This window comes from Streptomyces sp. NPDC031426 (assembly GCF_055581585.1).
On the sequence record NZ_JBVIJE010000048.1, the window covers coordinates 1 to 24,326 of the forward strand.

21 protein-coding genes and 3 pseudogenes are annotated in these 24,326 nt (G+C 69.9%); 5 read left to right on the plus strand and 19 right to left on the minus strand.

The window, feature by feature from the left end; all coding sequences use genetic code 11:
• Positions 1–250 precede the first annotated feature (250 nt).
• The gene (locus tag ACZ5NH_RS42990; protein WP_468783611.1) at positions 251–1,525 is read right to left on the minus strand and encodes a WXG100 family type VII secretion target; all 1,275 of its coding nucleotides are present in this window, start codon (positions 1,523–1,525) and stop codon (positions 251–253) included.
• Between the two features lie 82 nt (positions 1,526–1,607).
• Here ACZ5NH_RS42990 and ACZ5NH_RS42995 point away from each other — a divergent pair, with 82 nt between their 5' ends.
• Entirely contained in the window at positions 1,608–1,793 is a 186-nt protein-coding gene (locus tag ACZ5NH_RS42995) for a DUF6417 family protein (RefSeq protein WP_468783613.1), read from the plus strand.
• 181 nt (positions 1,794–1,974) lie between these two features.
• Here the strand turns inward: ACZ5NH_RS42995 and ACZ5NH_RS43000 are convergent.
• Together ACZ5NH_RS43000 and ACZ5NH_RS43005 are read right to left on the minus strand one after the other, a co-directional pair.
• A pseudogene (locus ACZ5NH_RS43000) lies at positions 1,975–2,873 on the minus strand (aminoglycoside phosphotransferase family protein).
• A gap of 254 nt (positions 2,874–3,127) precedes the next feature.
• Positions 3,128–4,297, minus strand: a complete 1,170-nt coding sequence (locus ACZ5NH_RS43005) for an MFS transporter (protein ID WP_468783615.1) — start codon at positions 4,295–4,297, stop codon at positions 3,128–3,130.
• A gap of 232 nt (positions 4,298–4,529) precedes the next feature.
• On the opposite strand from ACZ5NH_RS43005, the gene ACZ5NH_RS43010 reads away from it, so the two are divergent.
• Positions 4,530–5,366, plus strand: coding sequence for a helix-turn-helix domain-containing protein (locus tag ACZ5NH_RS43010; RefSeq protein WP_385314244.1), 837 nt, complete (start codon positions 4,530–4,532; stop codon positions 5,364–5,366).
• 74 nt (positions 5,367–5,440) lie between these two features.
• Here the strand turns inward: ACZ5NH_RS43010 and ACZ5NH_RS43015 are convergent, their stop codons facing one another.
• The 10 genes from ACZ5NH_RS43015 to ACZ5NH_RS43060 all read right to left on the minus strand — a co-directional run bounded on the left by ACZ5NH_RS43015 (position 5,441) and on the right by ACZ5NH_RS43060 (position 14,185).
• Positions 5,441–6,547 (minus strand): zinc-binding dehydrogenase, encoded by a 1,107-nt coding sequence (locus ACZ5NH_RS43015; protein ID WP_468783617.1) that lies wholly within the window; start codon positions 6,545–6,547, stop codon positions 5,441–5,443.
• Entirely contained in the window at positions 6,544–7,356 is an 813-nt protein-coding gene (locus ACZ5NH_RS43020) for a phytanoyl-CoA dioxygenase family protein (RefSeq protein ID WP_468783619.1), read from the minus strand. The genes ACZ5NH_RS43015 and ACZ5NH_RS43020 overlap by 4 nt, the downstream gene beginning before the upstream one ends.
• A 38-nt stretch (positions 7,357–7,394) precedes the next feature.
• Positions 7,395–8,114 carry an SDR family NAD(P)-dependent oxidoreductase gene (locus ACZ5NH_RS43025; RefSeq protein ID WP_468783621.1) on the minus strand — a complete coding sequence of 240 codons (720 nt, stop codon included), beginning with the start codon at positions 8,112–8,114 and terminating at the stop codon, positions 7,395–7,397.
• A 32-nt stretch (positions 8,115–8,146) separates the two neighbouring features.
• Positions 8,147–8,575, minus strand: a complete 429-nt coding sequence (panD, locus tag ACZ5NH_RS43030) for an aspartate 1-decarboxylase (RefSeq protein WP_468783662.1) — start codon at positions 8,573–8,575, stop codon at positions 8,147–8,149.
• Positions 8,576–8,644: 69 nt separating this feature from the next.
• The gene (locus ACZ5NH_RS43035) at positions 8,645–9,151 is read right to left on the minus strand and encodes a flavin reductase family protein (RefSeq protein WP_468783623.1); all 507 of its coding nucleotides are present in this window, start codon (positions 9,149–9,151) and stop codon (positions 8,645–8,647) included.
• 5 nt (positions 9,152–9,156) lie between these two features.
• On the minus strand, positions 9,157–10,341 hold the full coding sequence (locus ACZ5NH_RS43040) for an acyl-CoA dehydrogenase family protein (protein WP_468783625.1): 1,185 nt from the start codon (positions 10,339–10,341) through the stop codon (positions 9,157–9,159).
• A gap of 13 nt (positions 10,342–10,354) precedes the next feature.
• On the minus strand, positions 10,355–11,515 hold the full coding sequence (locus ACZ5NH_RS43045; protein WP_468783628.1) for an acyl-CoA dehydrogenase family protein: 1,161 nt from the start codon (positions 11,513–11,515) through the stop codon (positions 10,355–10,357).
• The gene (locus ACZ5NH_RS43050; RefSeq protein ID WP_468783630.1) at positions 11,512–11,784 is read right to left on the minus strand and encodes an acyl carrier protein; all 273 of its coding nucleotides are present in this window, start codon (positions 11,782–11,784) and stop codon (positions 11,512–11,514) included. The genes ACZ5NH_RS43045 and ACZ5NH_RS43050 overlap by 4 nt, the downstream gene beginning before the upstream one ends.
• Entirely contained in the window at positions 11,781–13,406 is a 1,626-nt protein-coding gene (locus tag ACZ5NH_RS43055; RefSeq protein WP_468783632.1) for an amino acid adenylation domain-containing protein, read from the minus strand. The genes ACZ5NH_RS43050 and ACZ5NH_RS43055 overlap by 4 nt, the downstream gene beginning before the upstream one ends.
• Entirely contained in the window at positions 13,403–14,185 is a 783-nt protein-coding gene (locus ACZ5NH_RS43060) for an alpha/beta fold hydrolase (RefSeq protein WP_468783634.1), read from the minus strand. Before ACZ5NH_RS43060 ends, ACZ5NH_RS43055 begins: the two co-directional genes overlap by 4 nt.
• A 647-nt stretch (positions 14,186–14,832) precedes the next feature.
• Here ACZ5NH_RS43060 and ACZ5NH_RS43065 point away from each other — a divergent pair.
• Positions 14,833–15,756, plus strand: coding sequence for a LysR family transcriptional regulator (locus ACZ5NH_RS43065; RefSeq protein WP_468783636.1), 924 nt, complete (start codon positions 14,833–14,835; stop codon positions 15,754–15,756).
• 1,430 nt (positions 15,757–17,186) lie between these two features.
• Here the strand turns inward: ACZ5NH_RS43065 and ACZ5NH_RS43070 are convergent.
• The 3 genes and pseudogenes from ACZ5NH_RS43070 to ACZ5NH_RS43080 form a co-directional block, all read right to left on the minus strand.
• A pseudogene (locus ACZ5NH_RS43070) lies at positions 17,187–17,318 on the minus strand (IS5/IS1182 family transposase); the annotation flags it as partial.
• Positions 17,319–17,438: 120 nt separating this feature from the next.
• Entirely contained in the window at positions 17,439–19,928 is a 2,490-nt protein-coding gene (locus ACZ5NH_RS43075; protein ID WP_468783638.1) for a SpoIIE family protein phosphatase, read from the minus strand.
• A gap of 412 nt (positions 19,929–20,340) precedes the next feature.
• Entirely contained in the window at positions 20,341–20,979 is a 639-nt protein-coding gene (locus ACZ5NH_RS43080; RefSeq protein ID WP_468783640.1) for an HD domain-containing protein, read from the minus strand.
• Between the two features lie 271 nt (positions 20,980–21,250).
• On the opposite strand from ACZ5NH_RS43080, the gene ACZ5NH_RS43085 reads away from it, so the two are divergent.
• Positions 21,251–22,015, plus strand: coding sequence for an SDR family NAD(P)-dependent oxidoreductase (locus tag ACZ5NH_RS43085; RefSeq protein WP_468783664.1), 765 nt, complete (start codon positions 21,251–21,253; stop codon positions 22,013–22,015).
• Between the two features lie 775 nt (positions 22,016–22,790).
• Here ACZ5NH_RS43085 and ACZ5NH_RS43090 read toward each other — a convergent pair.
• Positions 22,791–22,880, minus strand: a pseudogene (locus tag ACZ5NH_RS43090) (winged helix-turn-helix domain-containing protein); the annotation flags it as partial.
• A gap of 110 nt (positions 22,881–22,990) precedes the next feature.
• Between ACZ5NH_RS43090 and ACZ5NH_RS43095 the strand changes: the two are divergent.
• Positions 22,991–23,158 (plus strand): hypothetical protein, encoded by a 168-nt coding sequence (locus ACZ5NH_RS43095; protein WP_468783642.1) that lies wholly within the window; start codon positions 22,991–22,993, stop codon positions 23,156–23,158.
• Between the two features lie 99 nt (positions 23,159–23,257).
• Here ACZ5NH_RS43095 and ACZ5NH_RS43100 read toward each other — a convergent pair whose 3' ends face one another.
• Together ACZ5NH_RS43100 and ACZ5NH_RS43105 are read right to left on the minus strand one after the other, a co-directional pair.
• Entirely contained in the window at positions 23,258–23,716 is a 459-nt protein-coding gene (locus ACZ5NH_RS43100; RefSeq protein ID WP_468783644.1) for a carboxymuconolactone decarboxylase family protein, read from the minus strand.
• 126 nt (positions 23,717–23,842) lie between these two features.
• Positions 23,843–24,325, minus strand: a complete 483-nt coding sequence (locus tag ACZ5NH_RS43105) for a cupin domain-containing protein (protein ID WP_468783646.1) — start codon at positions 24,323–24,325, stop codon at positions 23,843–23,845.
• Position 24,326: the final 1 nt, after the last annotated feature.

Consider the following 24,326-nt stretch of genomic DNA (forward strand, 5'->3'; position numbering starts at 1 on the left):
TGCGGACCCGTGCCCCTGGTGCGAGTCAGAGCAGTTCCGAGATGGCCTTCACCCCCGGCGTAAACGCCGGAGCACTGGCCAAGATCAAAGGTAGAGCCGGACCACGATGTAGCCGACAAAGGCCAGCACAGCGAGCCAGAGAAGCCCCGTGAAAACCCGGCGCAGCCAGTAGCGCGCTCCGCGCGTGTACCAGGAGGTGCCAAGCCCCGGTAGGGACGGGACCTGAACCGGGTTTCGGGAAGCAGAAGTGTCAGAGGATGCTCGTGAAGCTCTTGAGGCCATGCCAGACGTCGTCCTTGAGTCGTACGAAATCGTCCCCAGTCTCCGAGAGGACGTTGCCGGAGCCGTGTAGTAGACCGCCAACCACACCATGGTCATGGAAGTCCTCGCCCCAGTGCTCATGGAACGAGTGGTCGAGGATGCCGCTCACGCCGATGACCAACCCGGTGCCCACGACACAGACAGCGGCCGCGCCTTCAACAGGCAGTGCCGCCGTGATGCCCGCACCGATGGCCAGGCCCCCGAGCGCCGCGCCGCCGTCGGTGATGACGGACTGTTGCCAGGACCAGCCCTTTTCGTGGTCGTCCTTCGCCTCCAGCAGGCCGCAGGCCCCCGCCGCAGCGACGTCCAGGACAGGCACCTCCTTGAGGAAATCCGGGAGTTTCTCGACGCCCTCCCCGACACGCAACGCATGCGCCGCGTCGACCATCTTGATGTTCAGCGCGCGGTCGCCCGGCAGCTTGTCTCCGCCGTGGTCGGCGGCCAGGATGTCGTCCTCCAGCGTCTTGACCCTGCTCACCGCATTGCGATAGGCGCTCTTGGCAGGGAGATCATCGGGCATTTTGCGGCCCTGTTGCTGGTACGTCCTGCGTTCAGCTTTGAGTTCCTTCTTGGCGGCCCGTTCCTCGGCCTTGGCGGCGTCGATCTTGTCGCGGGCCTTCTTGCCGTCAACCCGGGTGTCCTCGGCAGCGGAGGCGTACAGGCCGCGCAGGAAGTCGTCAAGGGTGACCTTGTCGCCCGTGGATACCGAAGAGTCCTTCTTCGTGACCTGCAGGTACAACCCTCGCAACTTGTCCGCTGCCACCAACCGGGCATGCTGCGCGGTGTGCTGGATCTCGGTGTAGGCCGCCTCGTACTCCTTCAGCGCGGCCGCCGTCTTGGGGTCGGAGGTGACGATCGGTGGGACGACGCCCTTGTCGGCCATCGGAAGCCCCTGGCGCGTGGCGACGTGCTCGGCGTTCTTCAGGGCGGTGTCACAGGTGGAAAGGGCGTCGGCGAGGTCACCGAGTATCTTGCCCGCGTCGTGCACGAGGGTGGCGAAGGCGCCGGCCGTGATCGCGTCAGCGGTCCATTGCGCACGGAAGGTACCCGCCGCTTCGCCCTTCCAGCTCGCGTCAGTGGCCAGCTTGTCGACGACTTGCGTCAACGGCTTCACCACGCCGTCCAGCTTGTCCTTGGCGTTCTTGTACGTGTCGGACATCGTGCGCAGCGTGCCGATGTCTCCGCCGACCCAACTGTCGCCCATCAGCCTTTCTCCAGGTCCGGGTCATCGAACAGTCCACGCACGTCGATGTCGTGCCGGTGGAAGGAGTCCCGCGGAAGAGAGGGTGCGCAGCGCGCGTCAGCTCGGCAGCCGGTGGGTTCTGTACCTGAACGAGGAGCAGGTCGCGTCGGTGGCCTACGCCTTCTACTTGCGCTCGGTGGGCGGCTCCGGCGCGGAGGCCAACCGGTTCGCCAGGGAGTACGGCGTCGCCTTCCGCACGGAATGGGCATCGGGAAACGTGCGGTTGTAGTGGTCTCGTTGTCGGCGCAGTCGATAGCGGTGACGCGCGGACGGCCGCTCCGCAGCGTGGATCGGTGCCCGTGCATCTCGTTGATGAAACGTTTGACGCCCGCTGACCCGCAACCTCACGCTGCTGCCCTGGGCCCACCAGAGGCCGTGGCATCACCGGTGTTGGTCGATCGATGCCGGCGTCAAAGGCCCTTCAGGACGCGCTCAAGCGCTGACCGGCCTGCGGGCCCCCAGTTCGGCTTGCCGCCGGGCAGGCCGCGGTCCCCGTTCTGGCCCATCAGTATCAGGAACAGGCTCTTCATTGCGGCTAGCCCGCGCGCCCGTCGGATTGCCGCCTCGTCCGCCTGCGCATAGCTGTCGAAGAATCGCGAGGCGCCGCCCGCGGGGAGCAGCAGCCAGGCGGCCGCAAGGTCCCAGGCCGGGTCGCCGGCGAAGACATCGCCGAAGTCGACGACGCCCGCCAGTGTCCCCTCCGCGACGACGACGTTCGCGGGATGCAGGTCGCCGTGAACCCATACTCGCGGGCCCTCCCACCCGGGAGCCGCGGCCGCGTCGTCCCACACGGCCCGGATGTCGTCCTCGGCGAAGTGGCCGAGGTCCACGGCCCGCAGGAAGCGCTCGAAGCCCTCCGTGCACTCCTTGGGGTGACCGCCGCGGTCCGAGGCGTCCGGTGCTTCGCGGGCGCCTCCACATGCAGTGCCTCGAGGAAGGCCGCCAGGGTGTCGGCCGCATGGTCGCTGCGGGTGATCGCGCCGTGGTCCAGCGGCGTGCCCTCAACCCATGTCATGACGGTCCAGATCTTGGGGAAGCGCTCGGACGGCGCACCGTCGCGCACGGGGACCGGGATCGGCAGCGGCAGACGCGAGGCCAGGGTCGGCAGCCACCGGCGCTCCTTGAGCTGCAGATCCGGGTTGGTGTCCATCCGCTGCATCCGGACCGCCAACTCGTCCCCGAGGCGCCACGTCTGGTTGCCCCAGCCGCCCGCCACCTCGCGGATGGGCAGCGCGGCCAAGTCCGGATGCTGGTCGAGCAGCAGGTCGCGGACCAGATCCTCGTTGATCTCAATCTCGGGTTCGATCATGCGGAGTCACAGTACTTGGCGCATAGCGACCGTGCGCCCCGTGTCCGTGGTGTGCTTGGCGCGTCGGCTCTTGGTGTTCGATGGAAGAGGTCACTAGGGTCTGTTGGAAAGTGCTCTGGCTGGCTGTGGTGGAGCCTGGCCCGGCTTTCGGCAAAGGGGCGTCGGCCACACCCTGCACCGTCGCCATGCCATAGCCCGGATGCTCTCACCCCATCCGGTGGAGGCGAGGCCGCCGCCTGCGAGGCGATGTCAGCTCACCGGTAGCGGGCTCGGCCGGCCGCCGCGGCTGCGGTCAAGGGCACGGTCAGGAGTGCCGCCAGCCAGAACAGGGGCCGGTAGGCGTGCGTCTGAGCGGTGGAGGCGGCCAGCCAGCTGGCCAGGGCGCTACCCACGTAGAGTGCCACGCCGAACATGGCCACGCCCGTTGCGCGGGCCGTCGGGGACAGGGCCGTTGCCCACGACTGGATCGTGGAGTGCATGAAGGACCAGCCACCACCGAGGAGCAGCGCGACCACGATGAGCGCCCCGCTGGACTGGCTGTACCCGGCGAGCAGGTAGGCCAGGGTGATCTGGACACCGCCGGTCACGATCAGGCGTACCGCGGACCACTGCCCGACGAGCCGCTTGACCACCTGGGCCGCGGTCATGGAGCCGACCCCGTACAGGGCGGCGACCGCGCCGGCCAGGGTGGTGGGAACTCCGTGCGCTTCCAGGGCCGGGGCCAGGTAGGTCAGGAAGCCGAGCAGCACCGCTCCTTCCAGCAGCGCCACCGCCATGACGTACCACTGCCACGGCGAGGACAGGACCACACGGAAGGGGGCCAGCAGTGACCCGGAGGGTGCCCGCTCGGGCTCGGGCAGGCGGCGCAGGGCGACCGCCAGGTAGCAGGCGAGGACGCCGGGCAGGGCGAACACCAGTCGCCAGCTGAGGTAGTGCGCCAGTGCCCCGGCGGCGGCCGTGGCCACGGCGGTGCCCAGCGCGAAGGCGGTCATCAGCTCGCTGAGGGGCCGCTGCCGTATCGCGACGGGTACCGTGTCGCCCACGTACGTCAGGGAGGCCGCGATGGAGGCGGCGAAGAACGCGCCGGCCAGGGCGCGGGCCCCGATCAGCACGGGGGCGTCGGGAGCGAGGGCCGAGGCCAGGGCGGCCAGCGCAGCGCCGGTCAGCGACACGCGCATCACCCACACTCGGCCCCATCGGTCGCTGGCCACCCCCCACACCGGCTGCATCAGCCCGTACGTGAGGTAGTAGCCGCTCGCGGCCAGGACCACGGTGGGCAGCGGGGCCCCGAGCCGCGGTCCGATGAGAACCAGCATGGGCGCGATGCAGAAGCGGTCGAAGTTGCTGACGAAGCCGGCGGTGCGCAGCAGCCGCAAGGAGGACGTGGGCAAAGTCGCCAGCGGAGCCGACGCGGTGGTGGTCACGAGGGGACGCTCCCTTCCGAGGGGTTCGACGAGAACGGGTGACAGAGGGGGACCGACCCGGACGGATGCGGTCCGGCACCAGTTCAGCACCGGGCCCGTCGGGGCGGAGGTCGCTGGCTATTACCATCACTCACACCCTGCCGGTCCGGCCGCGCGCCCGGTGACGGCAGCATCAGAGGAAGGCGCCCGCGTTCGAGCAGGCGCCCGCTGTCCGCAGGAGAGGCATGATGCAGTGAGCGCCGCACGCACTTCCCCCGGCGCGTTCCCCCACCGCGAACTGGGGGCCTTCCTGCGCTCCCGCCGCGAACGGCTGGCGCCGGGAGAAGCGGGGTTGCCGGACGGCCCGGGCCGCCGGACGCCGGGGCTGCGCCGGGCCGAAGTGGCGGAACTCGCCGGCATCAGCGTGTCGTGGTACACGTGGCTGGAGCAGGGACGGGTGCGTACCTCGGAGCAGGTGCTGCGCGCGGTGGCGCGGGTACTGCGCCTGGATGCCGCGGAGACCGCGCACGTACTGTCGTTCGTGGAGGAGAACAGACAGCCCGCCGACGCTCCCACCTGGGTGTCGCGGAACCTGCTCAGCCTGGTGCAGGCCATGACACCGAACCCGGCCGTGGTGCTCGATCCGCACTGGGACCTGCTGGCCTGGAACGCCGGGTATGCAGCGCTGCTGACCGATCCGGCGCGGCTGCACCCCAAGCAGCGTAATCTTCTCTGGCTGGTGTTCCGCTGGCCGCCGGCCCGGACCTTGCTCGCCGAGTGGGAGGACGAGGCCCGTGCGCTGCTCGGCCAGTTCCGGTCCCGGGCCGCTCGCCGTCCGCACGATCCGCGGTTCGCCGAGCTCGTCGAGGAGTTGCTGGCCGACGCCGACGCGGCCCGCTGGTACGAGCGCCGGGAGACGGCCGGGTTCCAGCCCTCGGTACGCCGCTTTCGGCATCCGGCCGTGGGCGAACTGCGCCTGCGGTACGTGAAGCTGGCCGCGGTGGACGAGCCCGGTCATCACTTCCTGGCTTACCTGCCCGATGACCGGGTCTCCGAAGACGCCCTGCGACGACTGCGCGGAAGCGAGTGAGCCCCGGGGTCCTGGCCGCCTTCGGGACGCGGGACCGCGGGACTCACCTCGGCGACTTGCGCCGCGCGGCCGGATCAGCCGGACAACACGGCCTTCAGGACGGCACCCGCCGCGACGTCGGCCAGGGCATCGGCGTGGTGCTCCAGCGGGTAGACCGTCACCATGCCCTCCAGGTCGAAGCGCGCGGCTAGGGCGGGCAGCAGCCTTACGTATTCGACGAGGTGAGCGCCGGTGAAGGCCCACGACCCGACCACGTCGAGCTGCCGGTACACGATCTGGTGCGGGTTGAGCTCGGTGTCGCCCGCGTCGGTGTACTGGCCTATGACCAGGTAGGAGCCGCCCCTGCGGGCCAGGGTCAGGCCCTGGGCCACGGCGCCCGGGACCCCGGCGCACTCGATGACCAGGTCGGCGCCGTCCGGGCCGGCGGCGGCCCGTGCCTCGCGCAGCACAGCCTCGGCATCCGCGGCGTCCACGATGTTCAGGTGCTCGTCACCGATGCCGGCGGCGGCCGCCGCGGCCAGTCGCCGCTCGGGACCGCCCACGATGATGACGCGTGCTGCCCCGGCGAGTTGGGCGAAGGCCGCCGCGGCCAGCCCGACCGGGCCGCTGCCCTGGACGATGACGGTCTCTCCCATGCGCACGGGCCGTCGCTCGTACAGGGCGTGCACGACCGTGGGACCGGCGCAGGCCAGGGCCATCGCCGCCGTGGCGGACACGCCCGGCGCCGCCCGCACCACGGTGGTGCCCGGCTGGAGGACGATGTGGTCCGCCCACGAGCCCGCGAGGGCCACGTCGTCGGTGATGGCGCGGTTGACGCCGTAGGTGCGCCGGTTCTGGCAGAGGGTGGGTTCGCGGTGCAGCCGGCACGGCGGACACTGGCCACAAGTGATGGAGGAGGCCCACATCACCGCGTCGCCGACCGCCAGTTGCTCGCCCAGGGCGTCCCGGCCGCCGTCCGGGCCGAGTTCGAGGACAGTGCCGTACCCTTCGTGGCCGAGGACCAGGGGTGTCGGTATGGGGAGATGTCCCTGCTGGAGGTGCAGGTCCGTCCCGCAGATCCCGCCGTGGAGGCGGTCAACGACCATCCCGCCCGCGGGTGCGGACGGCACGGGGAACTCGCGGAGCACGGGCGGGGTGCCGAACTGCTCCAGGACCACTGCCCGTCCGGTGCGTCCCGTCACGCGGTCACCATCCCCAGGCCGTCGGAGAAGCGGTGAGCCAGCGGCCGCAGGGGCGCGGTGTCGCGGCACACGACGTAGTCGGGCCGGGGCTCGCCCTGCGGGCGGGGCGGATTGGAGCAGGCGTTGTACGTGGCGATCAGCAGACGGCGGGCCCACGGCGACATGTTGGGCGCGGAGCCGTGCACGATCTCCGGGGAGAAGAACACCACCGAACCGGCGGGGCCCTTCGGGCTGGTCATGCCGTGCCGGTCCACCAGGGTGGCGAGCTGCTCCGCGGTCAGGGATATGTCGTCGGGATCGAGGTGCTGCGCCGACTTCGCGTCGGCCTTGCGGTCCCGGTGCACCAGTCCGTCACGGTGGGAGCCGGGCAGGAAGATGACCGGCCCGTTGAACTCGGTCACGTCGTCCAGGAAGACGCCGATGTTGACCTGGAGCGGGGCCGGCAGGCCGTCGGCGATCCGCCAGGCCAGGTAGTCCTGGTGCCAGGCCCACTTGTCGCCGCCGAACGCCGGCTTGGCGTTGATCTTGAACTGGTAGACATAGACATCCTCGGGGAGCAACTGCCTCACCGCCGGGAGGATCCGCGGATCGCGCACCAGGTCGCCGTACTCCCGCTGTCGGCGGTGCGAGGCGTAGACGGCTCGCACCTGGCTGCCGCCGTCCTCGGTGACGAGGTGCGGCCCGGGCACGTCGCAGTCACGCTCGAAGGCCTCGGTCAATCGCCGTACCTCGGAGCTGTCGAGCAGCGATTCCATGAGCAGGAATCCGTTGTCGTGGTATTCGTCGACTTGCTGCTGGGTCAGACGCATGGCTGTGTTCCTTCTTCCGTGGGGTTGGTGCGGTGCGCTCAGCCCATGAAATGGCCGCCGTCGACCACGAGTTGCTGACCGGTGACGTACCGGCTGTGGTCGCTGACCAGGTATTCCAGGGCGTCGGCGATGTCCTCCGGCGTGCCGGTGCGGCCCTGGGGGATGGTGGCCAGCACCGCCTTGAGGCGTGGCGGGTCATCGAGGCCGTAGCGCTCGACGACCTCACGGGTATCGGTGAAGCCGGGCAACAGCGCGTTGACCCGGACGTGGGGGGCCAGTTCGAGCGCCAGGCACTTGGTGAGCTGGAGCAGGCCGGCCTTCGCCGCGCAGTAGTTTGCGCCCGACGTGCGGGGCCTGATGGCCGTGGTGGCGGCAATGTTGACGATGGTGCCGCGCCGGGCCCGCACCATGGCCGGGGCCAGTGCACGGGTGAGGTGGAACGGGCCGGAGAGGTTGGTCGCCAGCACCTCGTCCCAGTCCTGTTCGGTCATCTCCAGGAAGGGCCGGTCCCGGTTGACGCCGGCGTTGTTGACCAGCACGGCGGGCGGCCCATACCGGTCGAGGACGCGGGCCCCGGCCGTGCGGACCTCGGCGGGGCGGGACAGATCGACGCGCAGGGCCACGAGATGACCGCCGCTGGCTCGTTCCGCCTCGGCGGCCGCCTTGTCGTCGCCCCGGTACAGGGCGACGACCTGATGTCCCAGGGCGATGAGCCGTCGGCTGAAGGCGGCACCGATGCCCCGTGTGCCACCGGTCACCACGGCGAGCGGCCTCGCCGGTGCCGCCGCCGTCACACCCTGATCCCGTTGGCCGGTACGTCTCCGCGCAGCAGCCCGAATCCGGCGGGTACGTCGGCGGGGTCGTCGCCGCGCTGCACGATGCGGTTGTCGGCGTCGACGAAGACGACGCTCGGGACGAACGCACGTGCCTGGGCGTCGGCCATGTCCGCGTAGGAGATGATGATCACCCGGTCGCCGGGGCTGATCAGCCGGGCGGCGGCGCCGTTGATGCCGATGACACCCGAACCGGCGGGGCCCTCGATGACGTACGTGGACAGCCGGTTGCCGTTCTCGATGTCGACGACGTCGACCTTCTCGCCGGGCAGCAGATCGGCGGCCGACATCAGCTCCGTGTCGATGGTCAGGGACCCCACGTAGTGCAGGTCCGCCTGGGTGACGGTGGCTCGGTGGATCTTGGATTTCATCATGGTGCGCTGCATGAGCATGTCGCTTTCTCGTAGGGGATGACGGGGGAGGGGGATGACGGGGGAGTGGGCCGGGTCGTGCGGTCAGGCTTCGGACGGCCAGGCGGCGAACCGGCGCCGGCCGTAGAGCAGGGGCGCGCGGTCCGTGGCCCGTACCTCGCTGCGCAGGACGTCACCGACGACGATGGTGTGGTCTCCGCACGGGTGCAGGGCGGCGACCCGGCACTCTGCGACCGCGTGGGCGTCGTCGCCGAGGACCGGCAGCCCGGTGGCCGGTCCGGACCGCCAGGACACCTGCCCGAACCGGTCCGCGGTGCGGCTGGTGAACACCTCCGCCGCGCCACGGCCGTCCGCGTGCAGCATGTTGACGACGAACGTGCCCCGTGCGGTGAGCACTGGGAGCGTGCGTCCGCCGTGGGCCGCGCACACCAGCAGCCGGGGCGGGTCCAGCGACACCGAGCACAGCGCGGTGCACGTGAACCCGTACGGCACCCCGTCCTCGTCGGCGGTGGTGACCACGGCCACCCCGCCGGGATGGGAGGCCATCAGGGTGCGGAAGGCGGTCGCGGCCACAGCGGTCTCGTCCGCCACCGGCGTCACCATGCGAAGGCTCGGGCGTCGTAGAGGTTGACCCCGACGGCTGCCTTGCCGATGTACTCCAGGCAGTCGTACGGCTTGGCCGGCATCACGGACGCGAAGGACGCCTCCCTGATCAGCCGCTCCAGGGGCTGGGAGCGGCTGACCGCGGCGGAGCCGCACAAGCGCGTGGCGTCCTGCGCCAGTTGCGGCCCGACCTCGCCGATCAGGTACTTGGCCGCGTGCACCAGGGCGTTGGTCTCCAGGCTGCCGCGCTCGCGGTCCACGAGTTCACCGGCCTCGTGCACGAGTGCGCGGGCGGCCCGCAGCCGCACCGACATCCGGCCCAGTTCGTGCTGGACCACGGGCGACTCCGCGCGGGAGGGCTGCGCCGTCACACAGCGGACGGTGTACTCGAAGATGGCCTCGGCGATGCCCAGGTAGGCGGCGGTGTAGCCGGCCACCATCCAGTGCGGTTCGCGCACCACCTTGAACAGGGACATGCCCTCCACGCCCAGGTACAGCCGGGAGCGCGGTACGACGACGTCGGTGAGGGTCATCGGCGCCGTGCTCGTCCCGTACATCGCCGACAGGCTGTGCACCTGCCCGAAGGTGACGCCCGGGTCGTCGGCGGCCACGACGAAGTGGGAGACGTCCGCTGTGTCCTCGGGTCCTTCGGCGGCCGCGGCCACCACGTAGTAGTCGGCGACACCCGCGAGGGAGACGAACGACTTCGCCCCGTTGAGGATGTAGTGCCCGCCGTCGTCCGTGAGCCGGTAACGCGTGGTCATACCGCGCAGCCGGGCGCCGCGTCCGGTCTCGGAAGTGGCGGAGGCGAACAGTTTCCGGCCGTGCACCACCTCGTTCTGCATCCAGGTGCGGAAACGGTCGGCGGCGGGCGGCAGCGGGGTTCCGGCCGAGTCGGCGAGCGCGCCCAGCACGACGTGGTGCATGTTGAAGCCGACGGCGGCGGCGCCGTTGTAGGACCCCAGCGTGGCCAGGAGCTTCCAGTACTCTCCGAAGCCCAGGCCCAGGCCGCCCGCGTCACGCGGGACCAGGGCGCCGAGCAGGCCCGATTCGCGCAGGACGGCGTAGGGCCGGCCCAGGTCGACAAGCCCGGCGTCGACGTCGGCGGCCAGCGGGGCCAGCGCCTCGCCGGTCTCCGCGGCCCGCTTGAGGACGTCGTCCGGATGGATCGGTGTCATCGTTCTCCTCGGATCAGTTCTCGACGGGCAGGCCGAGCTGGCGGGCGACGCCCACTCTCAGCAGGTCGTTGGGTCCCGCGTAGGTGAGGGCCGCCAGCGGGCTGAGGGGGTCGGCCGTCAGACCGGTGTCCGGCACGAAGGCGCGCACGCCCGCCAGCGCGGTGGCGTGCTCGGTCATCCGCACGTAGTCCTCGGAGACCGAGATCTTCGTCAGGGCCGCCTCGGCGGCGAGCTGCCGTGCGGTGGTGCCCGCGTCGAGAGCGGCGGCCAGCGTGTAGAGCTGGATCCGCGAGCGGTGCAGTGCCATCGCCATGTCGCTGACCCGGGCGGCCACCTGGTGACTGGCTCCCATCCGGCGGCCGAAGTGCTCCCGCTCGCGGGCCCACCGCGCCGTACGCTCCAGCAGCAACCGCATCGGACCCAGCGCGTATCCGAGGATCAGGGCGCGTTCCCAGGCGGTGGTGGCCGACATGATGCCCAGCCCGGAGCCCTCCTGACCGATGACGGCCGTGGCGGGCAGCCGGGCGCCGTCGAAGAGCAGTTCGCCCATGGGCGTCGTGGGCAGGGCCGTCTTTTCGAAGGTCTCACCTCGCGAGACGCCCGGGGCGTCCAGCGGCACCAGGAAAGCGGTCAGGGCGAACGGCGTACGCCCCGGTGCGGTACGGGCGAAGACGATGGCGAGGTCGGCGACCGGCGCGGCCGTGACGAAGGCCTTCGCCCCGGTGAGAACGTAACCGTCCTGGTCCCGCTCGACGCGGCTCGCCATCGACAGCGGGTCGCTGCCGCCCGAGCGCTCGGTCAGCGCGTGGCACAGCAGCGTCCGGCCCTCTTCGAGGGCGCCAGTGATGTCCTGCTCCCGCGCCGACAGGGCGGTGTGCAAGGGGTGTTGCATGCCGAAGAGCTGTGACGTCAGCGCGTAGCACAGCCCGGGGTCGACCCCGGCGAGACCGATCCCCTCGATCGCCGCGAGGCCGCGCGTGACCGGTCCGGGCCCGTCCGGGCTGGCGCCGGCCCGGCGCAGCACCCCGAGTCCGGCCAGCGTGAGCCACTGCGCGCGGAAGTCGTCCACCGCCGTCCTGTCCGCTACGTCCGCCGCCCGTTCGCGGAATTCGTCGACGACGCGCTCGGCCGGTGCCGGGGCACAGCGCAGCAGCCGGGTCAGTGCGTCGCTCATGCCTGCGCCCCGCTGGGTGCGTTGCGTACGACCGCCCAGAGGGCCTGCGGGGTACGGAAGTTGGCGGCGACGATCTCGGTCTCGGGCAGTTCGATGCCGGCCTGCTTGCCGAGCGCGGCGACGATCTCCATGATCGCCAGTGAGTCGAGCAGTCCCCGCTCCAGCAACGGTGTGTCGGGAGCCAGGGTCTCCGGCTCCTCGCCGCGCGCCCACGTGATCCTGCTCTGGATGAGGACGCAGAGGTCTTCGACGCTGTTGATCGCGGTCATGACGGGTTCTCCTGAAGGGTGTCGAGAGAGGTCGTCGCGGCCGGAGCCGCGAGCGGAACCGGAGCGGCCGGAACGCCCTCGGACAGGGCGCGGCGGTCGACCTTGCCGCTGATGGTCACGGGCAGGGACGGCACCGGAACGATCCGGTCGGGAAGCATGCGGTGCGGCAGCGCGGCGCGCAGCTCCGCGAGCAACTCCCGTTCGGTGGCGCCGGTCTGGGCGTAGACCCAGATCTCCCCGGCGTGGTCGTCGGCCTTGGCCACGGCCACGGCCGTCGCGACCTGCGGAAGTTCGAGCGCGGCGCTCTCGATGTCGAGCAGGTCGATGCGATGGCCCCGGCGCTTGACCTGGAAGTCACGGCGTCCGCGCAGGAACACCCGGCCGTCGGCGGTGATCCGGCCCAGGTCGCCGCTGGCGTAGGCGCGGCGCACCACACCGTCGCGGAAGGGCACCCGCACGGTCGGGTCGGTGAGCCGGCCGTCGCGCAGATAGCCCTGGAACACGGTCGGACCGGCGATGTGGATCTCGCCCTCGCCGTCGGTGGGGCGGCCCTCGTCGTCCAGCACCTCGATGTGCACGCCGCCGATGCCCCGGCCGATGGTCAGTTCCTGGTCGGCCGTCCAGTTACGGGGCACCCGGTAGTAGGTGCAGGCGTTGGTCTCGGTGGGGCCGTACAGGTTGTAGAAGGGCCGGTCGCCCAGCAGCCGTAGGTACTGCTCCAGCAGGTGCGGGGCGAAGGGTTCCCCGCCGAAGGCCGCGATCCGCAGGGTGGGGGGCAGCAGGTCGGCGATCCCGCCCTGCTGGAGCAGGTTGTGGTAGAGGGAGGGCACCGCCATGAACGAGGTGATCCGCTGCTCGTTCAGCCAGGTTACGACGTCCCGGGGGAAGGAGCGCAGCATGTCGGGCAGCAGCACGACGCACGCTCCGGCCGCGGCCGCGCTGTACAGGTCGAAGGTGGTCAGGTCGAAGGTGAGCGCGGCCTGCGACCCGACGCGGTCCTCGGGCGTGAGTCCGAACTCGCCGGCCGCCCACAGCGCGTAGTGGGCGACGTTCTCGTGGGAGAGCAGCACGCCCTTCGGCCAGCCCGTGCTGCCGGACGTGAAGAGGATGTACCCGCCACGGTCGACCGACGCGGGGAGCGTCGGGGGCTGCTCGGGGGGGCTGAGGACCTCCAGGGCGACGAGCCCGTGCTCGAAGTCGCGCATGGCGTGGGGGTGCTGGTCGCCTTCCGGCGCGGTACCGCGGGCCTCGGCCGCGGCACGACGGGCGGCCGTGCGGAACCGCTCCGTGGTGAGCAGCAGGGAGATGCCCGCGTTGTGCAGCATCCGGCCCGTGCGCAACGGAGGATCCGCGACGTCCAGCGGGGCGACCACGGCACCGGCGCGCAGCGCCGCGTAGAGCGCGATGACGGTCGCCGGGGTCTTCGGCGCGTAGATGCCGACGCGTTGTCCCGGTTGCAGTCCGAAGACCGTCAGCTCGGCGGCGAGTGCCGCGACCGCCTGCTCCAGCTCGGCGTACGTCCAGCTTTCGCCCTGCCCGGCGAGGGCGGGCCGTCCGGGGTGGCGCCGTGCGGCGTCGGCGAGCAGGTCGTCCAGCCGTGGCGTGGTTGCCTCGGTCGTCATCGGCCACCTCCGGTGGCGGGCAGGCCCGTGGCGTGCTCGGCGAGGAAACCGGTGAGGGCATCGATGACGAGGTCCGGGCAGACGAGGTGCGGGTAGTGGTCGACGCCTTCGGGCACCACACGTCGCACGGGACCGCGTACCGCCCGCTGGAGCGCGTCGAGCTGGCCGAGCGTGCCGTACTCGTCACGATCGCCCTGGATCATGAGGACGGGGGCGGTGACGTCCAGGTCGGCCTCGATGGACCAGGTGCGGAACTCGTCGGACAGCCAGAGCTCGCTCCAGTTCGTGAACACGCCGCGCGGGTCGTCGTGGACCAGGGCGAGCTTCCGGTACAGCGGTCCGGCCTCGTAGGCGGCGCGCGCGGCCTCGATCCCCGTGCGGTTGGCCTCCTCGAAGTACAGGTGCGGTCCCATGACGACCACGGCCTCGGCCGGCCGGACCGACGCGTACAGCAGCGCTGTGGAGCCGCCGTCGCTGTGTCCGATCAGGACCGGGTTCTGGATCCCGAGCACGTCGAGCAGTTCGGGCAGGAACACCTGGCCCTGCTCGTGCATGTAGCGCGCCGTGTGAGGGGACTTGGCGGGGCCGGAGCCACCGTTGCCGGGACGCGAGTAGACCAGGGCCCGGCGCCCGGTCGCGGCGGCGACGGCCGCGGGGAAGCGGCCCCAGGCGGCGACACAGCCGAGGCCGCCGTGCAGGAAGACGAGCGGCGAACGGGACGGGTCGCCGTCGATAAGGACGTGTTCGATCGGGCCGTGTCGGGTGTCTGCTACCGGCACATCAATTCCTTCGACAAAAGGGTGCCTGCCCGGTTTTCGGCAGGATGAATTACCCGGCCGTGTTTCCCTGATAAATAGGGCACACCGGATCACCGGGAAGGGAAGTACTGAATAGAGCACGGCTCGATTCAGTGTTCAACAAATTAGTGGGTATGGGGCTGTCGCGGCCCGGGTGAGAGCGGTGGCAAAGCCGGATGGGTACCGCGGCAAGCGCTGCACCGGCCAGGACGCGGCACAGGCTCCGGACTGTCGCCCAAACCCGCCTCAGCACACGGCAGTGCGCGAACTCTGCCCGCGGCCGGGCTGCCGAAACGTGCGCTACCTGGGCACTTCTCCATCTCTGGCACATTGGGCAGACCGTCGACCGCGCTGTGTGCGGTAGGCCTCACTCGGGCCGACGGTGGCTGCACAGCCCCCCGTCGGCAGCCTGCGCGGCGATGCCAGGAGGTAAGGAATGGACAAAATCTGCGACCCCCGTCTCAGTACTTCGAATGCCGACGCCAATGGTTCGGCTGGGCGATTGCGTGGACTGCGGATGGGAGCTCCGCCGCTGTATCGTCCGACCGGCCGTTGGCGCCATTGAAAACACTAGATGTGGCACACACGGAGGAGAAATAGCTATGCCGGATCACCTATGCTCTGCAAGCATGGATGTAGATCTTCGCCACCTGCGGTACTTCCTCGCCGTCGCCGAGGACGGCGGATTCAGCGCCGCGGGCCGCAGGCTCCATGTGGCCCAGCCGACCCTGACCCGCTGCGTCCGGTCCCTGGAGGACGCTCTCGGTGTCCGGCTTTTCGACCGCACGACGCGAAGAACCCAGCTGACCGCCAAGGGCCAGCGGCTGCGCGACGAACTGGTCCCGGTGCTACGGCAGTTGCAGACGACCCTGGACGGTATACGGGTGGGCGAGCAGCTGCGGCTGGGCTTCAGCTGGGGGCTGCCCGACGGCCTGTCATTGATGGCGGCCTCCTTCGCCCAGGAGGCCGGCGTCCGGGTGGAGTTCGTCCGCTGCGACACCCCGCTGGCCGGACTGGACACCGGGGCGGCGGACCTTGCCCTTCTCCGGGGCGATTCCCTTCCCCGGCAGCTGCGCGGTGTCTTCCTCTACGAGGAGACACGGGTCGCGGCGGTTCCCCGGCACTGGGCGCTGGCCGAGCGGGACGAACTCGCATGGGAGGAGCTGGCCGACTGGCCGCTGATCGTCAACAGCGTCAGCGGCGTGACGTTCCCTCATATGTGGCCCGCCGAGCGACGCCCGGTCGTGGGTGCGGAGTGCTCCAACTACGACGAGTGGCTGGAGAAGGTGGCGGCAGGCCTCGGTATAGGAACCGCGCCCGAGGACTCCACACGCCGCTACCACCACCCCGCGGTACGGTTCATCCCCCTGCGCGACGCCCCCACGGTCCGCCTGCACCTGGCCTACCCCTCACACGGTTCTCACCCTCAGGCGCCGAGGTTCGCCGAGACCGTGTGGGACGACGTGAGGACGGGCCAGCTCTCCCGAACCGACCCGAGAGCCGCGGCACACGGCACCGGCCGCGCGCCGGCGAGCGGCGGCGCACAGCTCTGACCGCCGCCTGGGGCTCCCGGTTCGTCCTCCCCGCTGACGCGGGGGTGTTCCGATGAGCGTCTTCCTGGTCGACGTCGCCAAGGGGCCCTCCCCGCGTAGGCGTCCGCGAAATGCGCGTCCCGGTCGTGCCCTGACGGGGCCGCGGTGTACGCGGCCCCGTGTTGGGGGCTGGCCGCACCAGTCTTGGTGCGGCCAGCCCTCGTCTGTCAGGACCACCGCATCCCGATGGCGGAGAGCTGCTCCACCCGTTCCGGCGACAGCGTCGCGGCCCTGCTGCGCTGGTTCCCGATCGATGCACCAAGCCGGCCCGGTGATGGAGATCGCCGGGGTGCCGCACGAGCTGATCTGCTGAACGTCCCGGCGTAGTGACCAGATTGCCGCCTGTCGGGCGGAGCTGGAGCACGAGTACGTCACCGCCGTCGGCGACGACGGCGAGCCGCGGTTCCTGCCCGTGGTCTCCGAGCGGGCCCGCGCCAAGCTGAACGGGATCGCCGCGAAGATGACGCGCTCGCCGAAGCGGAAGGCCCGGCCACTCGCCAAGCTGCGTGAGGAGTGGAAGGAGAGCGCGATCCGCACCTCCGGGGTGGCCGCCGACGTCATCAACTGCCTCCTCGAGTACGCCCGTGTCGCGGCGGCGGCGATCCGGGCCCGGGTCGCGGCTGTGGTCGATGTCGCCCTGGCGGCCGTCGACGTTGCCGCGACGGTGTTCGTGATGAACGGCGGCGGCCGGTTCCACCGCCGGCACCTGCTCGCCGAAGCACGCCGTCATCTCGCTTTCGTCCTGCGCGGCCGCCGCCGCGATCCGGGCCTGGACGACGCGATCGTGGACGCCGCGCTCGCCACGTATTGCATAGACATCAGCGAGCCGAAGACGCTGCGCGGCCTGCTGCCCGCCCACCGCCTCTACACCGCCCGCTGGTCGCTGGCCGACTTCGAACCCACCCGACGCCCGCCGACACCCGCCCCGGACCGGCAGCCCCCGGCCGACCCGGGCACACCAGTTGCGCCCCGGCCCTCGGACCTGGAGCCGGGGGAGCGGGAGATACCCCGCGTCCCGTTGCAGTACGAGCGGGCCGTCCTCGCCGGCGCAGTGGTCCGGGAGAAACTGCGCACCACCGTTGCGCGGGGCCGGGCGTACGACGTCGTCGCGCACCAACAGGCGGCGATGCCCGAACAGCTGCTTGCGCCCCCGGCCGCCGACCCCGAGCACGGCGACCAGGAGCCGGAGGCCGGACCGCGCGAGGCGATCGACCTGTCGGCGCTGCGGGCCTTGAGGAAGTCCCGCACAGACGTGGAAGCCCTCGATCTCACAGCCGAACGGCTGCGCCACCTCCAGGACGCGTTCACCAAGGCGGCCGACAACTCCCGCGCCCGCGCGGACCGCTACACCGACCGGGACCATGCCGACGCAGCGCGCCCGGTGCGCGAGGAGGACCAGCGGGCGCTGGAGCGTCGGCACCCTCACGGCGCAGTTGGGTCACCAACTTGCCGAAGGTACGCGGGTCCAGCCCAGTAAACGGAGCTATCCAAGACGGCTCCGAAGCCGTGATCACACCAGTCACAGCCCAAGATCATCGCGCATCAAGATCATTTACGGGGCAGCGCTTAAATGATCACAGGCGAGCACCCGCCGTCACTACCGACTACGGAACAGACCCACTCACCGTACAGACCCAGTGGTTTCACGCACTGGTTGGCAGTTGCTGATCAGTCCATATGATTTTGCCGTCCGAGGTGTGGCGGGTTCCCCATCGGCGGGACAGTTGAGTGACGAGGAAGAGGCCGCGGCCGTGTTCGTCGGTGGTGCGGGCGTGCCGCGCAAGCGGGTGGCTGTGGCTGGCGTCGGAGACTTCGCAGGTCAGCGTCTCGTGTCGGATGAGGCGTAGGCCGATCGTGCGGTCGCTGTTGCAGTCGCTGCTGCCGTGGATGATGGCGTTGGTGAACAGTTCGCTGACGATCAGCTCCGTGGACTCGGCTAGCTGTTCTAGTCCCCACTGGGTGAGTTGCCGGGTAGCGAGGGTTCGGGCACGGCCGACGATGGCGGGGTCGCTGGGGAACTGCCAAGAGGCGACCTGGTCTGCGTTCAGCGAGCGGGTCCGTGCGAGGAGCAGAGTGACATCGTCGCTCGGCGGCTGGGCCCGCAGTGTGTCCACTGCGGAAGAGCACAGATCGTCCAGTGTGAGGTCGGGCCGTGCGAGGGCCGCGCGCAAGCGGTTCATGCCGGCGCTGATGTCCTGGTCGCGGACCTCGACGAGACCGTCGGTGTAGAGGGCGAGCACGCTTCCTTCGGCGAGTTCCCAAGTTACAGACTCGAAGGGGACCAGTCCGAGGCCGAGCGGTGCTCCGGTGGGCAGGTCGGGGAAGGTGACGTGGCCGCACGGGTCGATGATCGCGGGCAGGGGGTGGCCGGCCCGTGCCATGGTGCAGGTACGGGTGACCGGGTCGTAGACGGCGTACAGGCACGTGGCGGCCATCGCAGTGGTGGCCGGGTGCCGGGGCTCGGCTTCCGCCTCGGTGAGGCGGATGACCTGCTCGTCGAGGCGGGACAGTACTTCATCAGGAGGCATGTCCATGTCCGCAAGGGTGCGCATGGCGGTGCGGAGTTGGCCCATCTTCGCCGCCGCGTTGATGCCGTGTCCCACCACGTCGCCGACGACCAGGGCGACCCGGGCGCCGGAGAGGGGGATCACGTCGAACCAATCACCCCCGATGCCGTGGTGGCTGTCAGCCGGCAGGTAGCGCCAGGCCACATCAGCGGCAGTGCCCCCTGTGGGGCGGTGGGGGAGCAGCAGCCGCTGCAGGGCGAGAGCCGCGGAGCGTTCACGCACGTACTGGCGGGCGTTGTCCAGGGCCAGCGCTGCCCAGCTGACGAGTTCCTCGGCCAAGAGCAGGTCGTCCTCCTCGAACGGCCTGGCGTCCTTCGTCCGCACGAACACCGCCACACCCAGCATTGCGCCCCGCGCCTTGATCGGAACGATCATCAACGAGTGCATGGCGTGCTCGCGGAGCTTCTGCGCCCGCGCCGCGTCGTGGTGATCCAGCCATGTGCCGGGGGATGCGTCCAGTAGGGGTTCGAAGTGGGATTTCCCGGAGCGCAGGACGCCGGTGAAGGGCGAAGTGGGCGGAACGAAGACCGGCTCTCCGCGAGCGAACAGAGACTCCGGCGTTCCCGGGTGGATCGAGGCCAGGCCCGCACGGCGGAAGACGGGGATCCGCCCGCCCTGTGGGCTGAGATGGGCCAAGGGCTCCTCGCCGAGTGGGACCGACTCCGCCAGATCGACGGTGGCATAGTCCGCGAGGAGCGGCACGGCTAGGTCGGCCAGTTCCTGCCCGGTCTGCATGACATCCAAAGTGGTGCCGATGCGCCTGCTGGCCTCGCCGAGGATTGCCAGACGCTCTCGCGCCCGCCGGCTGTCGGTGACGTCCACGCTCACGACGCACACGCCCAGCGCGCGCCCCCGCGCGTCGTCGAGGCGTACGTAGGACGCCGTCAACATCCGGTTGCTGCGCACATTGGCCGGCAGGAAGGCCTGGTAGTCCACGTTGATCGCCGGGTCGCCGCTCTCCAGCACCTGGTGCATCACTGCTTCCAGCATTTCGGCCTTCGCCCCGGGCGCCGCCTCCGTCAGCCTGCGGCCCAGCCGCTTGTGAAGAGGGATGCCGTCCTTGGAGCCCTGGGTGTCGTTCGCCTGGATGCAGCGTAGGTGCGTGTCCCGTATGACGACGCCGATCGGCAGGCGGCTCGGCAGCGGCAGCCTAGCGTGGAGCGGCTCCGCCGCTGTGGCCTTGGCCGGCCACGCGGGAAGCGAGGCCTTGTCGGCCGCGCAGACCACCCACCAGTCCCGGCCGTCATGCCCGGACAGCGATGACACGCACAGAAACACGTCGATGCTGCGGCCGTCGCGGTGGCGCACCTGCGCAAGGTCGGACCAGCAGCCCCGGAGGGTGCTCTCTTGTGCGGCTTGTGAAGCCCTTGCTCGGTCGTCAGCGGCCACCAACAGGACCCCGGCGGACCGCCCCACCACCTCCATGGCCGAATAGCCCATGAGCCGCTGAGCGGCCTGTGACCATCCGACCACCGTCCCCTGCTCGTCCAGGAGAGCTATCGCTGGGCGGACTCTCTTGATGGCTGTCTGAGCCTCGGAGACTGCTGTCGCTGCGGAACTGCCCACCGCTTCTCCCTTCTGTGTCCCCCGGCGATGTGGTCCCCCCAACTGCTCGGCTGTCTGGTGGATGGACAAATCCAGAGCAGGAGTGATCGAGCTACCTGGCACGGCGGCCAGCAGTCCGTTCACACCGCCCCCGACGGTGGCTGCGGCGGTGATCTCGACCCGTCAGACGTGCTTCGGCGGGACGCTGACGGGGCCTGGGTGCGGTCAATCAGCGCGTGTGCTCGCGGAGGCCCTACAGGCTTCTGTTTGCTTCGTTTGGTTCATTTCTATGACAGATTCCCGGGCCAATTCTGCGGACAAATTGGAGCCATCCCGGTCACGCGAATGCCGGGAGCTCTCTGGCGCAGGGCCGCGACGCCTGTCAAGAGGACGACTCGCACGTTTCATCACGTGGCCTCTTCTGGCGTCCTGATCAGCTCGGCCAGGGAGCGCCCAGCATGCGCTCGACCGTGGTGGTGCGACGGAAGCCGGGAACGAAGTGCTCCAGCACATCCGAATTCACGGTTCCGTTCGTGGTCTCGGGGCGGTGCTTGAGTCCGTCGACGTAGGCCTGCAGGAACTCGTTCTTGAAGTCGCCCCGCGGATGGGCGGCGGTGATTTCGTCCACCTGGCTGCGATCCAGCTCGTCCAGACCGAAGCCGAGCACGTCCGTCAGAACCCCGAAGTACGTGATGGCGATCTCCGGGCCCATCCGGCTGGGGATTCCCGGGGTCGTGTGCAGCGCGATCGCCGTCCACACCACGTCGGCGGCCGTGGCCGGGAAGCCGTGGTCGAGCATGAACTTGCGTGCGTGGTCGGCTCCATCGACCTCGAAGCGCTGCTCCACGTTGGAAAACGGCGTCAAAAGGCCGGTGTCGTGAAACACGGCGGACAAGTAGAGAAGCTCCGGGTCGGGGTCCACGCCAAGCTTGTGAGCATGAATGGCGCCGAAGACGAAAACGCGCCGGGAGTGGTGGTAGATGAGTGGGCTGGTCATCTCCTGCATGAGGCGGGTGGCCTCGGCGACCGCCGCCGTTTCAGGAATCTCCACCCCCGCGATGATCTCGCTCATGACCTCTGCTCCTCCCGGTATCAGTTGGACAGTGCATCCGTCTTCCACACTGCCAACCACCCGGCGTCCGGCGCTCCCTCGGTCCGGCCATGAGTCACCCGAATCCGGACAGGCGGGCAGCGGGGTTGTGGGCTCCGCCACGCATCGGGTGCGATCCTCGTCCATGGCGGATGAAAGTCCTGGACGTCCCCATCGTGGACAACCGACTGTGCCGATGTTTGCCGGGCGGTCGTGTCCGGACGCCAGTCGTACAGCAAGAGGAAGACGCATGATGGAACACCAGCACGCCCGACCCCTTCATGACCGCGTCGTCATCGTCACCGGAGCCGGCACTGGGATCGGCCGAGCAACGGCGATCGCGATGGCCGAAGCGGGGGCGCACGTCCTCGGTGTCGGACGACGCCAGGTGGCCCTGGAGGAGACTGCCGCCATGCACCCCGGCATCGCGACTCTCGCCACGGACGTGCGCTTGGAGCATGCCCCTGAGCTGATCATCGGTACGGTGATCGACCGGTGGAAGCAGCTTGACGTGGTGGTGAACAACGCCGGCGCCACCGCACGGGTCTCGTTCGACGAGGTGACACGCTCGCGCATCACCGACCTGTTCGACCTCAACGTCATCGCACCCACCATGCTCTCCCAGGCAGCGTTGCCTCACCTGCGTCGCAGCAAGGGCTCGATCATCAACATCTCCAGCACCTACGGCCATCGCCCCCACCCGGGCGGTGCCCACTACGGGGCGACCAAGGCCGCCCTGGAACAGCTGACGCGGACCTGGGCGGTCGAGCTGTCCAGGGACGGGATCAGAGTGAATGCCATTGCCCCCGGTCCGACCGAGAGCGAGGCTCTGTACGTCAGCGGACTCACGGAGGATGAGGTGATGAAGGTCAAGAAGGAGCAGGCATCCCGGATCCCTCTGGGAAGGAGGGGAGAACCGGAGGAAATCGCGTCCTGGATCGTCCGCTTCGCAGATCCCACCGCAACGTGGCTGACGGGCCAGGTTCTCACGATCGACGGAGGCCTCGAACTCATCTGAATACACTTTTCCGCTGATCCACCGGGCATCAGGCCCCAGCAGAAATGCGACGGCTGCGGCGAACTCGTCGGCTCGCCCATCCCTCCGAGCACGACACCCATGCTTTCGGCACGCCCTCGGCTAGTACATGCTCGCTCCCGTGCGACGCCGAACGCGGCGACCACGCCGTCTGCCAGTCGGCCGTCGTCTGTCCAGCCCGGCGTGCGGACCGGTCCGGGCGACACCGCCTTGACCCGATTCCACAGGGCGCGAACTCCTCCGGCAGTGTGGTCGACGACCATAGGAACGGCGGTCGCGGTAAAAGAGGTTGGTCAGCTCGGCCGTGTGGTGCTCCGCGGCGTGTCCGCACATGTCCCAGATCGCCGCCGTCACATAGCGGTTGCGAGGGTCGTCGGCAGGGCTCGCAGCGATTCGGTGGTCCACTCGACCGCCCAGGACAACCGGGCACCGCCGCGGCGAGCACGTTCCGGTGCCGGCGGGCGGCACGCTCGGCCAGAGCGGCCAGCGCCTCGGGGAAGCGGGTGTGACCCGCAGCGGGCGGTCGTCGCCCTGGACGGTCAGCCGCCGCATCGCGGGCGATTCCGGCACAGACGCCAGGCCACGCAGCACAGTGAGTGCTCAGTCGGCCCCACACCACAATCAGGGCCTTCAGCAGATGGTGGGCGTCGTCCAGGCGGCATGTAGTCGCTCTCGGCGAGAGCGCGACGCCCGCCCTTGCAACTCGCGTGCCGGCGCAGCCGGCAGCACAGGCTGGCGGGCAGGCCTGGTTTGGCGGGGCGGGCATCTGCACGCTGTAGCCCGTGCGGTGCAGCAGCCGCGTGACGACGGAGACGCTGTACGAGAAGTGGCACTTCCGGCCGATCAGCGGGGGACCAGGAGCAATCCGGAAACGTCGATGCCGTCCCCGCACCTGCGCCAGGCCAGCCACGTGCACGTCAAACCGCTGCTGTTCCAGCAGGGTCTGGCCGAGACAGAGTGGCGAAGAAGCTGGCGGACGAGGACCGGCGCGCTCTGACCGCCCTGTTCAGGTCCAACGTCAACCCGTACGGCACCTTCCGCCCGGACAAGCGGGGGCGCTATCCGCCTCCCTGGCTGTTCCCCGTGCACGCACGTACGTCGTCGGATGCCTCCGCGCTTGTGTGAGCCGGGGCGGCTCGCACAAGCCGCCCGGCTGATTGCACCAGCAATTGCACGACGTGGAGGCTTCGGCTGCCCCCATCACCGCCGTTAGCGCCGTCGAGGTCAGCTGCCGACGGGGTACCGGCTGGTGATCGCGACGCGGTTGAAGGCGTTCATCACGGTTGCCAGCCAGGCGATGGCCGAGACCTGGTCTGCGGTGAGTACGGCCGCGGCCGCGTTGAAGTCCTCGTCGCTGACGTGTCCGTCCGGCACGCGTGTGATCGCCTCGGTCAGGCGGAGGGCGGCGCGGTCGGTCTCGGAGAAGTAGCCGGTCTCTGCCCAGGCGGGCAGCACCGCGATACGGTCGGGGTTCTCGCCCTTCTTGAGGGCGTCACGGGTGTGCATGCGCAGGCAGAACGAGCAACCGTTGATCTGGGAGGTGCGGATCCTCAGCAGCTCGACCAGGAGCGGGTCGAGGCCCGCTGCGGCGGCGGCCTTCTCAACCTCCGCCGACAGCGCGATGAGGGTCTTGTAGGCGGCCGGGTGCTGCTCGCCGATGTTGACGCGCTGGGGGTCGGTCATGGTTCCTTTGCTTCCTTCGTGTGGTCCGCGCCGCGCTTGTCGGGCACGTCTTGGTGGTGGATGGGGCGTGCTCCGGCAGGGGCGGAGCTCGTGAAGAGTGTTGCCGCCCCGCTGCATGCCCGGGGGTTACGACTTCGGGTCGTCGATCTTGAGCTTGGCTCCGGTGTTGGAGACGAAGACGACCAGGAGCTTGGCGGGTTTGGTCCGGCTGGTGTTCTCGGTGAGGACGTGGTGGGCGCCCGGCTGCTCGACCCAGTTCTCGCCCTGGTGGTAGGTGGTCGCGGGCTTGCCGTCGAGCTTGCTGCGCACGGTGCCTTCGAGGACGTAGGCGTAGACGAACGCCTGGCCGTGCCGGTGCGGCAGCGCGCTTGCGTTGGGCGGGAAGTCGACGATCGCCGAGGTGAACGTCTTGCCCTTCACATTCGGCAGGGCCTGCTGGAGCAGCGGCTTGAGGGTTTCGGTGGGGCGTGTCGATGACATGGCCGCAGGCGATGCCATGGCCGCGGTCGTGCCCGTGGCGTGGGTGGGCTGGTCCGAGGTCGAGCAGGCCGTGGCCGCCGTCAGCGTGGCGACGGCCAGGAGGCCGGTGGCGATTCGCGTTCTGATCATG

What these genes read in the sequence shown, in the direction of transcription:
- ACZ5NH_RS42990 (WP_468783611.1), bottom strand. Translation starts at nt 1,525, where the DNA reads ATGGGCGACAGTTGGGTCGGCGGAGACATCGGCACGCTGCGCACGATG.
- ACZ5NH_RS43020 (WP_468783619.1), bottom strand. Translation starts at nt 7,356, where the DNA reads ATGCGTCTGACCCAGCAGCAAGTCGACGAATACCACGACAACGGATTC.
- panD (WP_468783662.1), bottom strand. Translation starts at nt 8,575, where the DNA reads ATGCAGCGCACCATGATGAAATCCAAGATCCACCGAGCCACCGTCACC.
- ACZ5NH_RS43040 (WP_468783625.1), bottom strand. Translation starts at nt 10,341, where the DNA reads ATGACACCGATCCATCCGGACGACGTCCTCAAGCGGGCCGCGGAGACC.
- ACZ5NH_RS43045 (WP_468783628.1), bottom strand. Translation starts at nt 11,515, where the DNA reads ATGAGCGACGCACTGACCCGGCTGCTGCGCTGTGCCCCGGCACCGGCC.
- ACZ5NH_RS43050 (WP_468783630.1), bottom strand. Translation starts at nt 11,784, where the DNA reads ATGACCGCGATCAACAGCGTCGAAGACCTCTGCGTCCTCATCCAGAGC.
- ACZ5NH_RS43055 (WP_468783632.1), bottom strand. Translation starts at nt 13,406, where the DNA reads ATGACGACCGAGGCAACCACGCCACGGCTGGACGACCTGCTCGCCGAC.
- ACZ5NH_RS43065 (WP_468783636.1), top strand. Translation starts at nt 14,833, where the DNA reads ATGGATGTAGATCTTCGCCACCTGCGGTACTTCCTCGCCGTCGCCGAG.
- ACZ5NH_RS43080 (WP_468783640.1), bottom strand. Translation starts at nt 20,979, where the DNA reads ATGAGCGAGATCATCGCGGGGGTGGAGATTCCTGAAACGGCGGCGGTC.
- ACZ5NH_RS43085 (WP_468783664.1), top strand. Translation starts at nt 21,251, where the DNA reads ATGGAACACCAGCACGCCCGACCCCTTCATGACCGCGTCGTCATCGTC.
- ACZ5NH_RS43100 (WP_468783644.1), bottom strand. Translation starts at nt 23,716, where the DNA reads ATGACCGACCCCCAGCGCGTCAACATCGGCGAGCAGCACCCGGCCGCC.
- ACZ5NH_RS43105 (WP_468783646.1), bottom strand. Translation starts at nt 24,325, where the DNA reads ATGATCAGAACGCGAATCGCCACCGGCCTCCTGGCCGTCGCCACGCTG.